General features: G+C 72.5%; 21 protein-coding genes. 7 read left to right on the top strand and 14 right to left on the bottom strand.

Going from position 1 to position 17,755, the window contains the following annotated elements; all coding sequences use genetic code 11:
• Positions 1 to 9 precede the first annotated feature (9 nt).
• Entirely contained in the window at positions 10 to 528 is a 519-nt protein-coding gene (locus ABZU74_RS04505; RefSeq protein ID WP_355418468.1) for a hypothetical protein, read from the bottom strand.
• Between the two features lie 146 nt (positions 529 to 674).
• Positions 675 to 869 (bottom strand): DNA repair protein, encoded by a 195-nt coding sequence (locus ABZU74_RS04500; RefSeq protein WP_355418466.1) that lies wholly within the window; start codon positions 867 to 869, stop codon positions 675 to 677.
• Between the two features lie 170 nt (positions 870 to 1,039).
• On the opposite strand from ABZU74_RS04500, the gene ABZU74_RS04495 reads away from it, so the two are divergent.
• Complete coding sequence (locus ABZU74_RS04495) at positions 1,040 to 1,702, top strand: GNAT family N-acetyltransferase (protein ID WP_355418464.1); 663 nt, start codon at positions 1,040 to 1,042, stop codon at positions 1,700 to 1,702.
• A gap of 223 nt (positions 1,703 to 1,925) precedes the next feature.
• Here the strand turns inward: ABZU74_RS04495 and ABZU74_RS04490 are convergent, their stop codons facing one another.
• From ABZU74_RS04490 to ABZU74_RS04475, 4 genes are all read right to left on the bottom strand, one after another.
• Positions 1,926 to 2,624, bottom strand: a complete 699-nt coding sequence (locus ABZU74_RS04490; protein ID WP_355418462.1) for a TetR family transcriptional regulator — start codon at positions 2,622 to 2,624, stop codon at positions 1,926 to 1,928.
• On the bottom strand, positions 2,587 to 3,081 hold the full coding sequence (locus ABZU74_RS04485) for a DCC1-like thiol-disulfide oxidoreductase family protein (protein ID WP_355418460.1): 495 nt from the start codon (positions 3,079 to 3,081) through the stop codon (positions 2,587 to 2,589). The genes ABZU74_RS04490 and ABZU74_RS04485 overlap by 38 nt, the downstream gene beginning before the upstream one ends.
• Complete coding sequence (locus ABZU74_RS04480) at positions 3,078 to 3,617, bottom strand: hypothetical protein (RefSeq protein ID WP_355418458.1); 540 nt, start codon at positions 3,615 to 3,617, stop codon at positions 3,078 to 3,080. The genes ABZU74_RS04485 and ABZU74_RS04480 overlap by 4 nt, the downstream gene beginning before the upstream one ends.
• Before the next feature lie 136 nt (positions 3,618 to 3,753).
• Entirely contained in the window at positions 3,754 to 5,208 is a 1,455-nt protein-coding gene (locus ABZU74_RS04475; protein ID WP_355418456.1) for a glycoside hydrolase family 3 N-terminal domain-containing protein, read from the bottom strand.
• A 169-nt stretch (positions 5,209 to 5,377) separates the two neighbouring features.
• On the opposite strand from ABZU74_RS04475, the gene ABZU74_RS04470 reads away from it, so the two are divergent.
• The gene (locus ABZU74_RS04470; protein ID WP_355418454.1) at positions 5,378 to 6,553 is read left to right on the top strand and encodes an ROK family transcriptional regulator; all 1,176 of its coding nucleotides are present in this window, start codon (positions 5,378 to 5,380) and stop codon (positions 6,551 to 6,553) included.
• A 124-nt stretch (positions 6,554 to 6,677) separates the two neighbouring features.
• Here ABZU74_RS04470 and ABZU74_RS04465 read toward each other — a convergent pair whose 3' ends face one another.
• Entirely contained in the window at positions 6,678 to 7,688 is a 1,011-nt protein-coding gene (locus ABZU74_RS04465) for an ABC transporter permease subunit (protein WP_355418452.1), read from the bottom strand.
• Positions 7,685 to 8,683 (bottom strand): ATP-binding cassette domain-containing protein, encoded by a 999-nt coding sequence (locus tag ABZU74_RS04460; RefSeq protein WP_355418450.1) that lies wholly within the window; start codon positions 8,681 to 8,683, stop codon positions 7,685 to 7,687. The genes ABZU74_RS04465 and ABZU74_RS04460 overlap by 4 nt, the downstream gene beginning before the upstream one ends.
• Positions 8,684 to 8,816: 133 nt before the next feature.
• Between ABZU74_RS04460 and ABZU74_RS04455 the strand changes: the two genes are divergently transcribed.
• Complete coding sequence (locus ABZU74_RS04455) at positions 8,817 to 9,659, top strand: ABC transporter ATP-binding protein (protein WP_355418448.1); 843 nt, start codon at positions 8,817 to 8,819, stop codon at positions 9,657 to 9,659.
• A gap of 23 nt (positions 9,660 to 9,682) precedes the next feature.
• The gene (locus ABZU74_RS04450; protein ID WP_355418446.1) at positions 9,683 to 10,579 is read left to right on the top strand and encodes a ribokinase; all 897 of its coding nucleotides are present in this window, start codon (positions 9,683 to 9,685) and stop codon (positions 10,577 to 10,579) included.
• A gap of 40 nt (positions 10,580 to 10,619) precedes the next feature.
• On the opposite strand, the gene ftrA is transcribed toward ABZU74_RS04450, so the two are convergent.
• Entirely contained in the window at positions 10,620 to 11,648 is a 1,029-nt protein-coding gene (ftrA, locus tag ABZU74_RS04445) for a transcriptional regulator FtrA (protein WP_355418444.1), read from the bottom strand.
• A 70-nt stretch (positions 11,649 to 11,718) separates the two neighbouring features.
• On the opposite strand from ftrA, the gene ABZU74_RS04440 reads away from it, so the two are divergent.
• Entirely contained in the window at positions 11,719 to 12,177 is a 459-nt protein-coding gene (locus ABZU74_RS04440) for a rhodanese-like domain-containing protein (RefSeq protein WP_355418442.1), read from the top strand.
• A 41-nt stretch (positions 12,178 to 12,218) separates the two neighbouring features.
• Here ABZU74_RS04440 and ABZU74_RS04435 read toward each other — a convergent pair whose 3' ends face one another.
• The 4 genes from ABZU74_RS04435 to ABZU74_RS04420 all read right to left on the bottom strand — a co-directional run bounded on the left by ABZU74_RS04435 (position 12,219) and on the right by ABZU74_RS04420 (position 14,661).
• Positions 12,219 to 12,947, bottom strand: coding sequence for a hypothetical protein (locus tag ABZU74_RS04435; protein WP_355418440.1), 729 nt, complete (start codon positions 12,945 to 12,947; stop codon positions 12,219 to 12,221).
• A 47-nt stretch (positions 12,948 to 12,994) separates the two neighbouring features.
• A complete protein-coding gene (locus tag ABZU74_RS04430; protein ID WP_355418438.1) occupies positions 12,995 to 13,288 on the bottom strand; it encodes a hypothetical protein in 294 nt (97 codons plus the stop codon).
• 91 nt (positions 13,289 to 13,379) lie between these two features.
• A complete protein-coding gene (locus tag ABZU74_RS04425; protein WP_282306720.1) occupies positions 13,380 to 13,862 on the bottom strand; it encodes a DUF6232 family protein in 483 nt (160 codons plus the stop codon).
• 319 nt (positions 13,863 to 14,181) lie between these two features.
• A complete protein-coding gene (locus ABZU74_RS04420) occupies positions 14,182 to 14,661 on the bottom strand; it encodes a DUF6232 family protein (protein WP_355418436.1) in 480 nt (159 codons plus the stop codon).
• Between the two features lie 98 nt (positions 14,662 to 14,759).
• On the opposite strand from ABZU74_RS04420, the gene ABZU74_RS04415 reads away from it, so the two are divergent.
• Together ABZU74_RS04415 and ABZU74_RS04410 are read left to right on the top strand one after the other, a co-directional pair.
• A complete protein-coding gene (locus ABZU74_RS04415) occupies positions 14,760 to 15,533 on the top strand; it encodes an enoyl-CoA hydratase-related protein (RefSeq protein WP_112604422.1) in 774 nt (257 codons plus the stop codon).
• Positions 15,534 to 15,654: 121 nt separating this feature from the next.
• The gene (locus ABZU74_RS04410; RefSeq protein WP_355418434.1) at positions 15,655 to 17,277 is read left to right on the top strand and encodes an acetolactate synthase; all 1,623 of its coding nucleotides are present in this window, start codon (positions 15,655 to 15,657) and stop codon (positions 17,275 to 17,277) included.
• 48 nt (positions 17,278 to 17,325) lie between these two features.
• On the opposite strand, the gene ABZU74_RS04405 is transcribed toward ABZU74_RS04410, so the two are convergent.
• On the bottom strand, positions 17,326 to 17,742 hold the full coding sequence (locus tag ABZU74_RS04405; protein ID WP_355418432.1) for a PLD nuclease N-terminal domain-containing protein: 417 nt from the start codon (positions 17,740 to 17,742) through the stop codon (positions 17,326 to 17,328).
• Between the last annotated feature and the right edge of the window lie 13 nt (positions 17,743 to 17,755).

Raw genomic sequence — 17,755 nt, 5'->3', positions numbered from 1 at the left:
AACCCGGGGTCAGGGGACCTCAGGAAAGCCGTAACGCAGGGCGTGCTCCGGATCGGCCGGGTCGATCTGGCGTACGCCCGCGTCGGCGAGGCGCTTGTTGACCTCGTCGAGCTGCTTGCGCACCAGCCGGGCCTCCTCCTCGGTGACCCGGCCCCGGTGTGGCTTTCCGGCGTGCTCCAGCGTGCCGTAGTCGATCTTCTCGGTGCTCTTGCGGGCCTTGGGTGGGCGGACCCGCTCGGCCGTCTTCAACAGCTGCGCCATCGGCACGTCGGTGGCCATCGCGTCGAACTCGCTGGCGGTCAACACCACCCGGCGGGGCTCGCCGCCACCGTGCCGGTCGTGGATTTCCACCACTGCCACGTCCAGCGCCGCGTCGTCGATGTTCTCCACCTCGCCCGGGGTGGCGTCCAACTGCACGGGCCCGGCGACCAGGTCCGGGTGCTCCAGCACGACGACGCGGACCACCTCGTTGTCCTGCTGCAGAACCGTGCCGGTGAAGTCGGAGACGTGGATCGTCTTCTTGCCCATGCGCGGAGCTTCTCCTGTCGTAGGCCGGATGGCGGACCACAAGAAATTACCCGACAGGTGTGCGAAAGCCGCCGCTGGACCTCCTCCGGTGTGTCGCCCGGGCGAACCTCAGGGGGTGCCCCGGCCGCCACCCACCCGGTGGCGCGTCAGTGGGTGTTCAGGCGGTGCCGACTGGAACTGCCGACGGGCAGCTTGTTCAACCCGGCCCACGACAGGGCGCCCCCGCCGAACGTCCGGGGGTTCCGGTAGCGCGGCTGGGGCGGATTGCCTCCGACGGCCTCCACCGCCTGCCAGAGTCGCTCGGGGTCCTGCTGGTAGTGGTCGCTCGGCTGAATCGGCATGCGTTCACCGTCCCAAACAAAGGTGTCCAGATATAGAAATACATATGACGGTCGATTTGTGCGGCTGGTTCCCACACCCCTGGCCCGCTCGGCCCTGACGTATCCTGCGCCCGGCCCGGCCGTCCGGCGTACGGTGATCCACGACGGGTCGGGGTGACGGGGAGGTGCGCATGCTCGACCGGCGGCTGCACCTGCACCTGGCCACCTGGCTCGGCCAGTGGCCGGCCGGGCCCGGGCTGCACGTGGTCGCTTCGCAGCGGCGGGCCGAACCGGCCTGGGATGGCCGGCTGCGCCCCGCGCTCGCCGTGGACACCGGGCAGAGCGCCGTGCTCTCCGTGGCGCCGGACCGGGTGGCGGCGATTCGCGCGTTGATTCGCCGTACGCCGACTCGGTTGCTCGCCGCGCTGCCGGAGGCGGTCGGCCGGCCCGAGTTCTGCGTACACGACGGCTCCTTCCGGTGGAGCCTGTCACCCGCGCCGCTGCCCGACGTGGGGGAGTGGACCGAGCCGACCGCCAGTGGGCTGCCGCCGTGGCTGCGACTCTTCGACCGGCCGGTGCTGGTGGTCCGGGACTCGAACGGGGCCTACCTGGCCGGTGCCGGGATCAAACGACACGACGCGTACGGGCACGAACTGGCCGTCGGCACCGTGCCGGCCGCCCAAGGGCGGGGCCTTGCCCGCCGACTGGTGGCCCAGGCGGCGCGGCGGGTGCTCGACGAGGGAGCGGTGCCCACCTACCTGCACGAGCGGGACAATCACGCCTCGGCCCGGGTCGCCGATGCGGCCGGCTTCCCGGATCGGGGCTGGCGCGCGTACGGGGTCTATCCGCGCTGAGCGGGCATTGGGCGCGGACCGTGGATCCCGGGCCGGATCCACGGTCCGCAACCTCCCCCCAGGCCCCGGTTCCGGATGTAACGACCCCGCCGTGGGTGAGGCCGCTACGTGTCGATCACGCTACGTATCTAATCGGCTCGGGGCAAGGTTGAAGCTGTTGGTTCGGAGTGTCGAAAAGTGGACTTGACCTGCTTCTTCACCCGGTCGAGGGTGCCGCCCGGGGTCAGTGACGGAGCGTGCGAATGAGGTCGAGCACCTGTCGGGTCACCGGGCGGAGGACCCGAAGTCTGGACAGCGCCACGAGCCGGTCGATCAGTGGTACGGCCCCGTCGATCAGCTGGCGGGTCTTGGTCTGGCCCGGCGATCGGTCGTGCACCCAGTAGAGGATCACGCCCATGTACGCGAGCCAGAGCAGCTCGGGCAGCTGTGGGCGCAGCTCGGCGTCGATCTTGGCCGTCGAGCCGGTCAACACCTCGCCGAAGAGCTCGATGGCCGCCTGTCGGGGGCCGGATGACTCCGCCGAGAAGGGGCTCAACGGGGAGGTGGGCTCCGCCGCCGTCTTGAAGAAGGTCGCCGCGAATCCGTGCGAGGGAGTCAACACGTCGATCCCCGCGTGCAGCACCCCGGCGAGCCGGGGGCCGAACGCCTCCTCCCGATCGAGCACGGGCTGCGCGGCGGCCCTGTGCTCGACCTGGGACTGGGCGTAGAACTCCTGGATGAGGTGGTCCTTGGAGCCGAAGTAGTAGTAGGCGTTGCCGACAGCCACGCCGGCCTCCTGTGCGATCGCCCGCATGGTGGTCTGGGCGTATCCGCGTTCGCGGAACAGTCGCATCGCGGTGTCGCGGATCAGCTGCCGGGTCTGCTCGCCTCGGGCGGTGGCTGGGTCACCCGCAGTGGTCGTCTGCGCAGGCTGCTCGGTCATCGGGGCCACCGTATCCCGCCGGTTCGTCGGTCGGCTCGGCCTGCGGGTCGCGGACCCGCTCCCGGATCGCCGAGGCGGCGGCCACCGTCTGCCGGGCGAGGGGAAGTAGGGCCGGTCGGGCCAACCGCTCGGCCGTGGACCGATGGTCGGCCAGCGCCCAGAGGCAGGCCAACCAGGCGCCGTCGCCCGCGTACACCTCGCCGGTGTCGGCGATGATGGTGAGGTCGCGCAGCGTCGCGTCGTGGTCCAGGCCGGGGAAGCGCCGTCGGGCCTCGGCGGACCCGGCCGGCACGAACTCCAGGGGTACGAGCTGGGTGCGGGACGACAACCAGCGGCGGGCGGCCCGGCAGAGCGGGCAGGCCGGGTCGAACAGGACGGTGAACCCCCGGATCCCACCGCCGGCGTGCGTGGTGGGATCCGGGAGCCGACCGAGGCCGTCGGTCGGGGGGACTGTCATCGGGTTGGTGGGTTGCTCGTCGGACCGGTGCCCGGCTGCGGTCCAGCCGGCTGCGGTCCAGTTGGCTGGGGTCCTGCCGGGTATGCGCCGACCAGCTGCGATCCGGGTGGGGTGGCCGGCATGGGGAGTCGGCCGATCGGGGCGAGCGGGGGGTGGGTGGCGAACTGGCGGAGTCGGTTCCGGCGGTAGCGGCCGAGTGCGAAGACGTTGAAGAAGTGCAGCGCGCCGAGCACCAGCAGCACCAAGCCGATTTTGAGAGACAGCTCCTCCATGGCCTGGCTTGTCGATTCCACCGGGTCGGAGTGCTTCATCGCCACCGTGACGTAGCCGAGGTTGAGCAGATAGAAGCCGACCACCAGGAGGCTGTTGACCGCTCGGGCGAGCCGTTCCTCGGCGAACACCTCCTCCAGGAAGACCTGCCCGTTGCGGGACAGTGCTCGAGCCACCCAGATGGTCAGGCCGACGCTGACCGCGAGGTAGATCACGTACATCCAGACCTTGATGTCCATGTGGACGCCCTTCTTGAACGTGTTCAACTACCGACGACATCAGCCTAGGGCGATTGTTGAACATGTTCAAGAAGGGGTCACCAGTGACTGTGGACACTGTGGCGCGGCGCTGAATGCGCGCCGTCCGGCCGAGCGTTTCCGCCCGGCCGGACGGCGCCGTGACTCAGCCGGCCAGGCCGAGCACCTCGGCCGCCGCGCGACCGTTGGCGTGGCTCGCGCCGTAGGTGGTGACGAAGGCACGGACGCCCGCTGGCCGCCACTGCGCCGGCCAGCCCATCTCGACGACTGTCACCGGGTGCGCTGCCGCCAGGTCGGCGATCAGCTCCGGGCCGCCGGGCAGCCGGTGCAGGTGTCGCCCGACCAGCACGATCGGGCGCTCGCCGGCCAACCCGCGCAACGTGGCCGGATCGGTCTCGGTGGCGATCACCCGGATCTCCGGCACCCCGGCCAGGTGCGGACCGAGGCCCCACGGCACCCGACCCTCGGCCATCGTCGACTCGGTGTGCAGTTGCACCACCAGTGGCTGGTCCAGGCCGGTGAGCAGGCCCTCCACCCGAACCGCGCGGCGCGCCGCGGCGTACCCCAGCTCGGTGTCCTCGGTGGCCGGCGACCCGCCGGCGGCCCGGGTCCAGGCGGCGAGGTCGGCGGCGCGGCCGGCCGCCTCCTCGACCCGCGCCCTCGCCAGCCGGCCGTCGGTGAGCGCGTCGACGATCTCGGCGGCCACCCGCTCGACCAACTCGGCGTCGACCTTCGCGCCGATGCAGAGCAGGTCGGCGCCCGCGCCCAGGGCCCGGACCGCGGCGGGGCCGACCCCGCCGGCGGCCACCGCGGCACCCTTCATCTCCAGCGCGTCGGTGATGACGGTGCCGGTGAAGCCGTACTCGGTGCGCAGCAGGTCGACCAGGACGGCCCGGCTGAAGGTGGCCGGGTCGGCGCCGGTGAGCTCCGGCACCCGGATGTGCGCGGTCATCACGGCGCGCGCCCCGGCGGCGACGACGGCCGCGAACGGCGGTAGGTCCCGCTGGCGGAGCAGGCCCAGCGGAGCGTCCACAGTCGGCAGTTCGTGGTGGGAGTCGGTGACGGTGGCGCCGTGCCCGGGGAAGTGCTTGGCGCAGGCGGCCACGCCGGCGGTCTGCAACCCGGCCACGGCGGCGGCCGAGTGGGCGGCCACCCGCACCGGATCCGCGCCGAAGGACCGGGTGCCGATCACCGGGTTGTCGTCGGCGGTGTTGACGTCGACAGTGGGGGCGAGGTTGACCGTGATGCCGAGCGCGGCCAGCTCCGCGCCGATCGACTGGTAGACCCGTCGGGTGAGGGCCACGTCGCCGATCGCCCCCAGGGCGGCATTGCCCGGGTACGGGCTGCCGGTGGCGTGCGCCAGCCGGGTCACGTCGCCACCCTCCTCGTCGATGGCGATCAGCGCGTCCGGTCGACCGGCTCGCAACGCGGCGGTGCTCGCCGCCACCTGCGCGGGGTCGTGCACGTTGGTGCCGAACAGGGTGTGCCCGGCCAGCCCTTCGGCCAAAAGGTCGACCGCCCAGTCCGGCGGGACCGGTCCCGGGTACGCGGCGAGGAGCGTGCCCAGCGCCAGCCGGCGCAGTCCTGGATCCAACCCCACGTGCTCTTCCCCCTTCGGTGCCCCGCGGGTACGAAACGTCGTACCGGTGGTGGTCCTGGCCCTGCCGAGTCGGCCGAGCGTCCCACCGCCGAGTGGCCGTTACGCTACGGCTACCCGTTCGCAGGTCGGTTTACAGTTAGCAAAGTTTACTAAAACTAGAGGACGTGTCATGAGTGCGACCCGGCTGCCCGGCACCCCCCGCCTGTTGCGGGCGCTCAACGACCGTGCCGCGCTGGAACTGCTCCTCGAACGCGGCCCGCTGACCCGGGCTCGACTCGGCGAGCTGACCGGCCTGTCGAAGGTCACCGCCTCACAACTGGTCGAGCGGTTGGAGGAGCGTGGCCTCGTCGCGCGCGTCGGCGAGCAGGCCGGCGGGCGGGGGCCGAACGCCCAGCTCTACGCCGTCCGCCCGGGCAGCGCGCACGTGGTCGGCGTGGACGTCGGGCCGGACCGGGTGGTGGCCGCCTGCGCGGACATCACCGGCGCGGTCATCGGCCGGGTGGAGCAGTCGACCCGGGACACCGACGACCCGGTGGGCGTGGTGCACAACGCCGTCGTGCAGGCGGCGAGCAGCGCCCAGGCGCAGCTGAGCAGCGTACGACGGATCGTGCTCGGCACGCCGGGCCTGGTCGACCCCGGCACCGGCGACATCACCTTCGCCTTCAACCTGCCGCGCTGGCACAGCGGCCTGCTCGCCGCGTTGCGGGATGACCTGCACACGCCTGTGGTCTTCGAGAACGACGTCAACCTGGCCGCGGTGGCCGAGGCGCAGTCCGGCGCCGCGCAAGGGCTGGCGGACTTCGTGCTGGTCTGGGTGGGCGCCGGCGTCGGCCTCGCGATCATGCTGGGCGGGCGGTTGCACCACGGCAGCAGCGGCGCGGCCGGCGAGATCGGCTACCTGCCGGTGCCCGGCGCGCCCATCCCACGCGACGTCTCCCGTCGCGCCAAGCCGGCCTTCCAGCAGTTGGTCGGCGCGGACTCGGTGCGCGCGGTGGCCCGTGAGCACGGCTACCCGGACGCCGACGCCGCCGAGGCGGTCCGCGCGGCCGTCGCGGCCGGCGCCGACGGCGGCCCGATGCTCGACGAGCTGGCCCGTCGGCTCGCGCTCGGCGTGGCCAGCACCTGCGTGGTCCTGGACCCACCGCTGGTGGTGCTCGCCGGCGAGGTGGGTCAGGCCGGTGGCGCGGCGCTCGCCGACCGGGTGCAGCAGGAGGTCGCGGCGATCACCCTGGTCCAACCGCGAGTGGTGCCGACCGGGCTGACCGAGGAGCCGATCCTGCACGGCGCGCTGCGCACCGCCTTGGACGCGGTGCGCGACGAGGTGTTCGGCTCCACCGTCGGCTGAGCCCGCTGCGGGGGTCATGTGAAGGAATATTTCACCGTGCATCCGCAGCTTGCAAGCTCTTGCCGGGCGCCGGCCTGGCCGGTCCGTCGGGCCGCCCGGACCGGGGCGACCCGACGGCCTCGATTCAGATCAGGTCGCGGCGGCGGAACACGGCGAACGCCGCCGCGGTCAGCCCGCCGGTGAGCACGAGCAGCACCAACAGCGCCGTTGGCCAGTTCAGGGTGTAGAAGCCCTCGCAGTAGCCGGTGCCCGCGTTGCCCGTGCAGAGCTGGGGGTCGAAGAACCGCGCCCCACCACTGAGCCAGGCCCCGATGTGGCTGGACAGCATCAGCCGATCGGGCCGCCGGGCGTCCACGATCTCCAGCACCAGCCGACCACCCAACTCCCACACCACCGCGTACGCCGCCACCGCCCCCAGCGCCGCCGAGGTGTGCCGACCCAGCGTGGCGATCGCGAAGCCCACGGCGGAGGCCAACAGCACCAACACCAGGCCACGCCCGTGCACCGCCCCGAGTGAACGCCAGAAGTCGTCGTCCAGTCGACCCGGCAACCCGGCGGTCTGCCCGATCACCCAGAACGTGGCGAGGTAGGCCACCGACGCCAGCAGGGCCAGGACCAGCACCGCGCCGAGCAGGGTGCCCAACTTGGCCGCGAGCACCGTCAACCGGCGCGGTCGCCAGAGCAGCAGGTTCACCACGCCGCCCGAGGTCAGGTCCGCGCCGATGTAGGAGGCGCCGACCAGGAACCCGAAGAGCACCAGGAACGCGATGAGGAAGTACAGCAGCGGTCGTGCCTGTTCGGCGAAGTTGAACACACCCGGCAGATAGTCGGCGGGAATCGGCAGCCGGTCCTGCCGGATCGGGTCGAGGTCCGCGCAGTCGGCGAAATACTCGCTCGTGTCGGTCGGCGACCTTTCCTGCAGGCGGGCCACGCACTGCTGATGCGTGATCTCCATGCTCCGTCGCGCGTCGGCGGCCTGCTCCCGCGCCGAGTTCAGTTCGCTGGCGGTCGGCTTGTGGGAGCCGGCCATCGTGGTCGCCGCCGTGACGGCGAACGCCAACACCAGAAGGACCATCATGAGCTGCACGAAGCGACGCGCGGACAGTCGCTCCAACTCGGCACGCACCAGGTTCACGCGTCCACTCCCCGATCGAGGTCGATCACAGCTTCGCCCTGCGGCAGCGACGAGTCGCCGGCCTGCCGGGGCACCGACGCATGCTCGTACCCGCCGGTCAGCTCCAGGAAGACGCTCTCCAGATCCGGCCGCAGCGGCGTCAACTCGCCCACCCACAGACCCTGCTCACCGAGAACCCGGCTGACCACCGACGGGTCGCTCACCCCGCCCACCACCAACGCGTCGCCGTCCACGACCGCCGTCAGCTCGGCCGCGTGCAGCAACTCGACGGCGCGCTCCGGCTCGGCCACCCGGACCAGGAACTCGTGCCGGTCATGGCCCGCCAGCACCTCGTCCACCCGGCCGGTCGCGACCCGTCGACCCCGGGAGATGATCGTGACGTGGTCGCAGATCAGCTGGATCTCGCCCAGGATGTGACTGGACACCAGCACTGTCACCCCGCTGGCCGCCAACGACCGCATCAGATCCCGCATCTCCCGAATGCCCGCCGGATCCAACCCGTTCGCGGGCTCGTCCAGGATGAGCAACCGCGGGTCCTTCAGCAGCGCGGACGCCACCGCGAGGCGCTGCTTCATGCCCAGCGAGTAGCCCTTCACCCGGTCATCGCCCCGGTCGTCCAGGCCCACCAGCTCCAGCACCTCGTCGACCCGCGAGACCGGCACTCCACCCGCGCGGGCCAGCAACCGCAGTGTGCGGTAGCCGGTGAAGTTGCCGAAGAACTGCGGGCTCTCCACGATGGCGCCGACCTGGCCGGCCACCCGGGTCAGCAACTCCGGCGACGGTTCACCGAGCACTGTCATCCGGCCGCTGTCGGCGCGTACCAGCCCGAGCAGGGCCCGCAGCGTGGTGGTCTTCCCCGAGCCGTTGGGGCCCAGGAAGCCGTGGACCTGGCCCGCTTCGACCAGCATGTCGAACCCGTCCACCGCCACCCGTCGGCCGCTGCGCAGGCTGCGGAAGGTCTTACGCAGACCCTCGATCTCGATGACCGCGCTCATCCGCGCGGCTCCGTACGTCGGCGGGGCATGGGGCCGTCCTTCGGGCTTGGGTGATCAACGACACGGCGCCTCACCCTATGGCTGAGGTGCCGCCCATGGGGGGCACCTCAGCGGTGCGTGGTTGGATGGGGCGGTGACTGGTGACCTGATCCCCGGCGCTGCCGGCGCCGCGCCTGCCGCCGCTCTCGTGGACCCGGATCTGGTGGTCAGCCTCGACGGCGTCGGTGTACGCCGCTCTGGCACCGCCCTCCTGCAGGACCTGACCTGGCGCGTCGAACTGGACGAGCGGTGGGTCGTGCTCGGCTCCAACGGCGCCGGCAAGACCACGCTGCTCAACCTCGCCGCCGGTCGGCTGCACCCCACCACTGGTGTCGCGCACGTGCTCGGCGAGCGGATCGGCCGCACCGACGTCAACGAGCTGCGTACCCGGATCGGGCTCACCACCGCCGCGATCGCCGAGCGACTCCCCGCCGACGAGCGGGTCAGCGACGTGGTGGTGACCGCCGCCTGGTCGGTGGTCGGCCGCTGGCGGGAGAACTACGACCGTGGCGACGAGGCGCGGGCGCTGGCACTGCTGAGTCAACTCGGCGTCGGTGGCCTCGCCGAACGCCGCTACGGCACCCTCTCCGAGGGTGAGCGCAAGCGGGTGCAGATCGCCCGTGCCCTGATGACCGACCCGGAGCTGCTGCTGCTCGACGAGCCCGCCGCCGGGCTCGACCTGGGTGGCCGGGAAGACCTGGTCGCCCGACTGGCCGAGCTGGCGTACGACCCGGACGCCCCGGCGATGGTGCTGGTCACCCATCACGTCGAGGAGATCCCGCCCGGGTTCACCCACGCGCTGCTGCTGCGCGAGGGTGGGGTGGTCGCCCAGGGTCTGCTCGGCGACACGCTGACGGGTGACAACCTCTCCAAGACCTTCGGGCTGCCACTGGTGGTCGAGCGGTCGGGCGACCGCTTCACGGCTCGCGCCGCCTGAGCGTCGGACACGCGGAGACGACAGTGCCGCAGACCCGGGTCGCCGTGGTGGGCAGCGCCAACATGGACCTGGTCGCGATGGCGCCCGCGCTGCCGCGACAGGGCGAGACCATGCTCGGCACCGACTTCGTGATGGTGCCCGGCGGCAAGGGCGCCAACCAGGCAGTGGCCGCGGTCCGGGCCGGCGCCTCCGGTGTCTTCCTCGGCGCGATCGGGTCGGACGCCTTCGGCGTCACCCTCAAGGCCCGCATCACAGCGGCGGGCGTGGACACCAGTCAGCTGCGGGTGGTCTACGGCGCTTCCGGCGTGGCGCTCGTGATGGTCAACGCCCAGGGGGAGAACGCCATCGTGGTCACCCCCGGCGCGAACGACGCCCTGCTCGGCCTCACCGAGGAGGAGCTGGCCACGGTGCGCGCGGCGGACGTCCTGGTCGCCCAACTGGAGATCCCGGTGCAGACCGTGACCGCCGCCGCGGTGGCCGCCCGCGAGGCCGGCACCAGGGTCATCCTGAACGCCGCCCCGGCGCGGGACCTCCCACCCGAACTGCTCGCCGCCGTGGACCTGCTGGTCGTCAACGAGGGCGAGGCGCAGGCGCTCGTCGGCAGAGGCCGGGAGGAGCCCCGCGCGCTGCTCGACCTGACCCCCCGGGCCGTGCTCACTCTCGGCGGTGAGGGCGCCTGGTACGTCGACCGGGACGGCACCGAGGTGCACGTGCCGGCGGTACCGGTCGACGTCGTCGACTCCACCGCCGCCGGTGACGCGTTCACCGCCGCGCTGGCCGTCGGCTGGGGCGAGGGGCGTGACCTGGTCGACGCGGTGCGCTGGGCGTCGGCGGCCGGCGCTGCCTGCGTCCGCAAGCTGGGCGCGTCGGTGGCGCTCCCGCAACGCGCCGAGATCGACGAACTGTACGTACCGGCCTGAGCGCGTCCCGCGCTGCGCCGGCACTGAGCGCGTCGGCGGTTTACGCCCGTTGACCCGCGTCCGTGCGGAAGGCCCGGCGGTACGCCGACGGTGAGGTCAGCATGACCCGGCCGAAGTGGTGCCGATAGGTCACCGGGGTGTCGAAGCCCACCGCGCGGGCGACCTGCTCGACCGCGACGTCCGTCTCCTCCAGCAGGGTCAGGCTGGCCCGGATCCGCTGGTCGACCAGCCAACGGATCGGGCTGGTCCCGGTGGCGCGGGCGAAGTGGCGCAGGTAGGTGCGGGACGACATGTGCGCCCGCCCGGCGAGCTGGGCCACGGTCAGCGGCTCGGCGAGATGGGCGAGCGCCCAGTCGATGCTGCCCGCGATCCGGTCGTCGTCCGGGTCGGTGGGCACCGGAGCCTCGACGAACTGGGCCTGCCCGCCGTCGCGGTGCGGCGGGATCACCAGCCGTCGGGCGACCGCGTTGGCGATCGCCGCGCCATGGTCGCGTCGGATCACGTGCACGCAGAGGTCCAGCCCGGCCGCGCTGCCGGCACTGGTGAGCAGGTCACCGTCGTCGAGGTAGAGCACGTCCGGGTCCACCTCGACCCGAGGGTAGCGCCGTGCCAGCAGCTCCGCGTACCGCCAGTGGGTCGTGGCCCGTCGACCGTCCAGCAGCCCCGCTCCGGCCAGCGCGAACGCGCCCGAGCAGATCGACATGATCCGGGCACCGCGCCGGTGCGCCTGGCGGAGTGCGGTGGTCAGTTCGGGCGACGGGTCAGCTGTCACGTCCGGCACGCCGGGCACGATCACCGTCCGCGCCGCCGCCAGCTCGGCCAGACCGTACGGAGTGTGCAGGCTGGCTCCGCCGACCACCGGCACCGGCCCCGGCTGCTCGGCGCAGAGCACCAGGTCGTACCAGTCGACGTCGAACTCGGGCCGGGCCAGCCCGAAGACCTCGGTGACGATGCCGGTCTCGAACACCGACATCCCCGCGTACGCGAGGACGGCGACCCGGTGCGCGGCCACCGGTCGTCGGGGCGCTGACGGCAGGCGCGGGCCGGTTGCCGTGGCCGGGATCGACATGGCGGGATGTTAGCGCAGGACGTCGTTCGCGCCACTCGTCTCTGAGTGGCGTGCTGGCGAGGATCGGTGCATGACCTTCACCTTCGCCGTTCCGCCGGCCGATCCGGCCACCGCCGCCGCCTACTTCCTCAATCGGCTCAGCGTCGAGACCGACGTCAGCGATGTGCACGCCGACCTGTCGGCGCGTACCCCGGGCCTGGTGGTCGTCGACTCCCGGGGCGCGGCCGCCTGGGCGCAGGGGCACCTCCCCGGCGCGGTGCACCTGCCCACCGCCGAGATCGCGGGCCGGGCGGCGGACCTGATTCCGGCGGGCTCGGCGGTGGTGACCTACTGCTGGGGTCCGGGCTGCAACGGCGCGACCCGGGCGGCGTTGGAGTTCGCCCGGCTCGGCTACCCGGTGAAGGAGATGCTCGGCGGGTTCGAGTACTGGGCCCGGGAGGGGCTGCCGGTGGTGACGGAGGCTGGGCTGACCCGGCGACCGGTCGACGACCTCACCGCACCCGGCACGACGATCACCTGCGACTGCTGAGCCTCAGCGCAGCCGGGCGAGGGCTCAGCCAAGCGAGGGGCTCAGCCGACGGGCTCGTCGGCGAGCTTCTCGCCGCGTCGGCGCAGCATGCCCAGCCCGGGGATGCCCGCCACGGCGAGCTTGAGGTCGCGGGTCACGTCCAGCAGGTCGTGCAGGTCGGGGCCGACCCGGTCCAGGGTGGCCAGGATCGGCAGGATGTCCGCCGTCAGGTGTTCCCTGAGCTTGGGCAACTCGTCGATCAGGTGGATCGCCGCGCTGATCTCCTCGTGACTCAGCTCCTCGACGAACCGCCCGGCCATCGGCGCGGCCCGGCGCAGCGCCGGCTCGTACGCGGCCAGCAGCTCGGCCGCTGTGGCGGCGGCCTCCGCCGCGGTGCCCACTGTGGTGGCGGCGCGGCTCGCGACCCGTTCGGCCTCGGCGACCAGCGTGCCCGCCGCCCGGGAGACCCGTTCGGCCTCGGCGACGACCACGGCGGCGGCGGTGGCCACCTCGGTGGCCGTGTCGATGGCGGTGGTCGCGGAGGCGCTGATGACGGCCACCTCGCGAACCGCCGCCTCGGCGTCGGTGAGCACCTGGTCGGTCCGGTCCAGGGTCGTCTCGATCCGGTCGACCACGCCGTTGATCCGGGCCAGCAGCGCCTCCACCCCGTCCAGCACCGCGAACGCGCGGGCGGGCACGGCGGCCATCGAGGCGGCCGAGCCGAGCGCCTGGTCGAGAGCGGAGCGGGTCAAGCCGACCACGGCGGACGGGGTGGGGAGGGGAATCGCCATGGGGTCAAGTGTGCGTCGGCCGTGCCACAACCGCCCGTCGGCGCCGGTCAGCGTGCGCGTCGACAGGCGGTGTCGGCGCCGGCGACCCGCAGCGCCCACCAGATCAGCGGCGCCTGCAACGGCACCCGGCCGTACGCGATGGCCCGCTTCGTCGGGCGGCGGTGCCGCCAGTCCACTGCCATCTTGGCGTTCGCCGGCAGGACGGCCACGAAGAGTGCGGCGGCGGCCCGACCGCCGGCCCGTCGGGTGGCCGGGTGCGCCACCGCCGCCGCCACTGCCAGCTCGGCGACCCCGCTGGCGTACGTCCAGAACCGGGCCGAGCCGGGCAACGCGCGCGGCACGATCGGGTCGTAGAAGCCGGGGCGTACCAGATGGGTGACGTCGGCCGTGGCGAGCAGCCCGGCCAGCGCGACGGCCTCGCCGCGGCGGGTGTCATCGATGGTCCCCCTGCTGTTCGACGGCGCGCTGCACGGCCCGGTAGATCTGCCCGAACCGTAGCGCGTCCGGGGTGCGCACCAGCAGGTCCTCGCGGCCGTGGTGCTGCACCCACAGCTCGTGCACGTGGCTGCCGCGTTCGTAGGAGCGGTCCAGCCAGCCGAGCGGGATCTCCAGGAACGGGGTCAGCGCCAACGCCCCCACCGCGCAGGCGGCGAGGATGATCAGCGCGAGCTGCCAGTTGCCCCGGTCCTGCGCGGACCACGCCAGTGACAGCACGCAGACCACGGCGACCAGTGGCGGCAGCGAGAGCAGCAGCACCAGGACGCCGCGACCCAGCACACGGCCGCGTACGGCCAGGGTTTTCTGCCCCCGGGCGTGCCAGACGAACGTCACGTCGGACAGGGCGATCACGTGACCGCCCGCCCGGATCGACTCGGAGGTCACCTGCACCGCGTCGTCCCGGTAATAGAGGGTCATCACTAAGCCTAACCACCGGCAGGCAACCGGCGCGTCCGGTGCGGTCCGCTCAGATCTTGGACACTTACCGTTCGCGCGAACGGTAAGTGTCCAAGATCTGCGTCGACCTCTTCGCGGCCGAGGACCGGGTTGTCGTCTCGTTCGCGCAGACCTACCGGCGGGACGCCACCGGGGCCACGGCCGTACAGAGCGCCTGCAAGATGTAGCGGTTGGCGCAGGCCCGGATAGTCGAGTTCTGGGGCGAGCAGGACCTGTACGGCCTGCTGCGCGGCCTCGACCTGCTGCCCGGACGAGCCGATCCGGTTCTGAGCGTGGGCCGCTATCGGCGGCCGGCCGGGCGGGCCGGATGGCTGTGCTCGACCGCGCGCTGCACGGCCCGGTAGATCTGCCCGAAGCGCAGCGCGTCACCGGTGCGCAGCAGCCGTACCGGCTGACCCCGCCAACGGGCCCAGATCTCCAGTTGCCGGCTGCCCCGCGCGTACGAGCGGTCCAGGTGTTCGAAGAGGAAGTCGGCGACCGGGCCGACGGCCAGGCCGACCAGCACCGACGCGCCGACGATCGCGATCGTCACGGTGGGGGAGCGGTGCAGCCAGACGGCCACGCCGATGCCGAGCACCGCAGCGACCAGCGGACCGGCGAGCGCGGCACCGATCGCGCCCCGCCCCACCAGCACCCGCCAGGAACGGGTGCCCCGACGGTGCCAGATCATGGTGATGTCGGCCAGCGCGTAGCTGCGACCGTCGACGCGAACGGTGGTGGAAGTGACCTGCACCGACCTGTCGTCGTAATAAGTGATCATGGCTGGACTCCCGCCCACGGGGCTGACACCACACTACTTACCCAAACGAGCCGGGTCGTAAGGTTGGCACGCGACTTCGACGAGGAAGTGAGGGCAGCGTGGGCGAGTTCGTTCGGCTGGAGACCACTGACGGCATCGGCACGATCCGGCTGGAGCGGCCGCCGATGAACGCGCTCAACACCCAGGTGCAGGAGGAGTTGCGCGCCGCCGCCACGGCGGCCACCGCCGATCCCGAGGTCCGCGCCGTCATCGTGTACGGCGGGGAGAAGGTCTTCGCTGCAGGTGCGGACATCAAGCAGATGGCCGAGATGTCCTACGTGGACATGGCCGACCGGGCCGCGAACCTGTCCAGCGCGCTCGGCGCGATCGCCCGGATCCCGAAGCCGGTGGTAGCCGCGATCACCGGTTACGCCCTCGGTGGCGGCTGTGAGCTGGCGTTGGCCTGTGACTGGCGGGTGGTCGCCGAGGACGCCAAGCTCGGCCAGCCGGAGATCAAGCTGGGCATCATCCCGGGTGCGGGCGGCACGCAGCGGCTGGCCCGCCTGGTCGGCCCGGCCCGCGCCAAGGACCTGATCATGTCGGGGCGGATGGTGGACGCGCAGGAGGCGCTGCGGATCGGTCTCGCCGACCGGGTCGCCCCGGCCGCCGAGGTGTACGACACGGCCGTCGCGCTGATCACTCCGTACCTCACCGGGCCCGTGCAGGCGCTGCGCGCGGCGAAGCTGGCGGTCGACGGCGGCCTGGACATGGATCTGAACTCGGGCCTGGCCTGGGAGAGCCAGCTCTTCGCGGCGCTGTTCGCCACCGACGACCGGCGCGAGGGCATGGCGGCCTTCGTCGAGAAGCGCAAGCCCGGCTTCACCGGCCGCTGATCCGTCGCTTCCCGGCCCGACGGCCCCTGACCTCGGCAACGTCCACCGGGCGGGGCCACGGTCGAAGGGCCAAGTGACTGGTCGGTAACCTGTGATCCCGGCCACGGACGATGGGAGCGACATGACGGAGCGGATCGAGGGTCACGGCGGCGAGTTGGCGCTGGCGGCGCTACGGGCGCATGGCGTACGGGAGATGTTCACGCTGTCCGGTGGGCACGTCTTCCCGCTGTACGACGCCGCGTACAAGACCGACTTCCCGATCTACGACGTCCGGCACGAGCAGTCCGCGGTCTTCGCCGCCGAGGCGGTCGCCAAGCTCCAGCGCCGACCCGGCCTCGCCGTGCTCACCGCCGGGCCCGGCGTCACCAACGGCATCTCCGGCATGACCAGCGCGTTCTTCAACGCCTCGCCGGTGCTGGTGCTCGGGGGCCGCGCGCCCGCGTTCCGCTGGGGCTCCGGCAGCCTCCAGGAGATGGACCACCTGCCGCTTGTCGCCCCGGTCACCAAGTACGCCGAGACGGTGTTCAGCACCGACGACATCCCGCGGGCGGTCGGTGCGGCGCTGCACGCCGCGCTCACCCCGCACCGCGGCCCGGCCTTCCTCGACTTTCCGCTGGAGACGGTCTTCTCGGTCGCCGAGGCCGAGTTGCCCGCCGTGACCGGTGTCGACCCGGTCGCGCCGGATCCGGACGAGGTCGGCCGCGCCGCGCTGCTCATCGCCGGGGCGCAGCGTCCGGTCATCATCGCCGGCTCCGACGTGTACGCGGGCGACGCGGTCGCCGCCCTGCGCGAGGCGGCCGAGGCGTTGCAGGTGCCGGTCTTCACCAACGGCATGGGTCGTGGCTCGCTCCCGCCGGAGCACCCGCTCGCGTTCGCCAAGGCCCGCCGGGCCGCGCTCTCCGGCGCCGACGTGGTCGTGGTCGTGGGCACCCCGCTGGACTTCCGACTCAGCTTCGGTGACTTCGGTGACGCCAAGGTGGTGCACATCGTCGACGCGCCCAGCCAGCGGGCGACGCACGTGCAGCCGGCCGCCGCCCCCGCCGGTGACCTGCGCCTGATCCTCTCCGCGCTGGCGGACCACTCTGGTGACCGGGCCGACCACGCCGACTGGATCGACGACCTGCGCGTCGCCGAGGACGCGGCAAAGGCTCGGGACGCCGCGGAGATGGCCGCCGAGACCGACCCGATCCGCCCGGCCCGGATCTACGGCGAGCTGCGTCGGGTGCTCGCCCCGGACGCGATCACCATCGGCGACGGCGGCGACTTCGTGTCGTACGCCGGGCGGTACCTGGAGCCGGCCCAGCCGGGCACCTGGCTGGACCCGGGCCCGTACGGCTGCCTGGGCACCGGCATGGGTTACGCGATGGGCGCCCGGGTCAGCCACCCGGACCGGCAGATCTGCGTGCTGATGGGTGACGGTGCGGCCGGCTTCTCGCTGATGGACGTCGAGTCGCTGGTCCGCCAGAAGCTGCCGGTGGTGATCGTCGTCGGCAACAACGGCATCTGGGGGCTGGAGAAGCACCCGATGCGGGCCATGTACGGCTACGACGTGGCCGCCGACCTCCAGCCGGAGCTGCGGTACGACACAGTGGTCAGCGCGCTCGGCGGAGCGGGGGAGACGGTCGCCAAGGCGGCCGACCTGGGCCCGGCGCTGCAGCGGGCGTTCGACTCCGGAGTGCCGTACCTGGTGAACGTGCTCACCGACCCGACCGACGCGTACCCCCGGTCGTCGAACCTGGCCTGAGTCGCACCCGCCGCCGCCGTCGCCCCAGCGCCGGCGGCGGCGGCGCGTTCACACCTCCGGGCGGTCACCCTCGCGCGGCGGCTCACCGTCTCGGCGCCGCAGGTCGTCCTCGCGGCGCCGCAGGTCTTCCTCCCAGCGCTGGAAGAGCTCCTGATCCTGCTGCTGGGCGCGTTCCTCCACCGAGCGCAGGAACTCCGGGTCGTCGTCGGGGGCCACCGGCCGGGGGCGCTGCCGCTCGGCGCCGCCGGTGCCGCCCGGCCAGCCCTTGCGGGCGCCGGAGCTGGGCTCCCGGCCGGCGACGAACCAGGCGATCGAGCCGACCAGCGGGAAGAACAGGATGATCAGCACCCAGGCGATCCGGGGCAGGGCACGGATCTGGCCCTCCTCGGCGGAGAGACAGCTGATCAGCGCGCAGACCGCGAGGACGATCTGCACCAGGAAGAGAAGTACGCCAAGCCGGGCCATGCACCCATCATGG

This window comes from Micromonospora sp. NPDC005171 (assembly GCF_040608575.1).
Lineage (GTDB): Bacteria > Actinomycetota > Actinomycetes > Mycobacteriales > Micromonosporaceae > Micromonospora.
The sequence above is the reverse complement of the archived record's forward strand: the minus strand, read 5'-3'. Positions and strand labels throughout refer to the sequence as shown.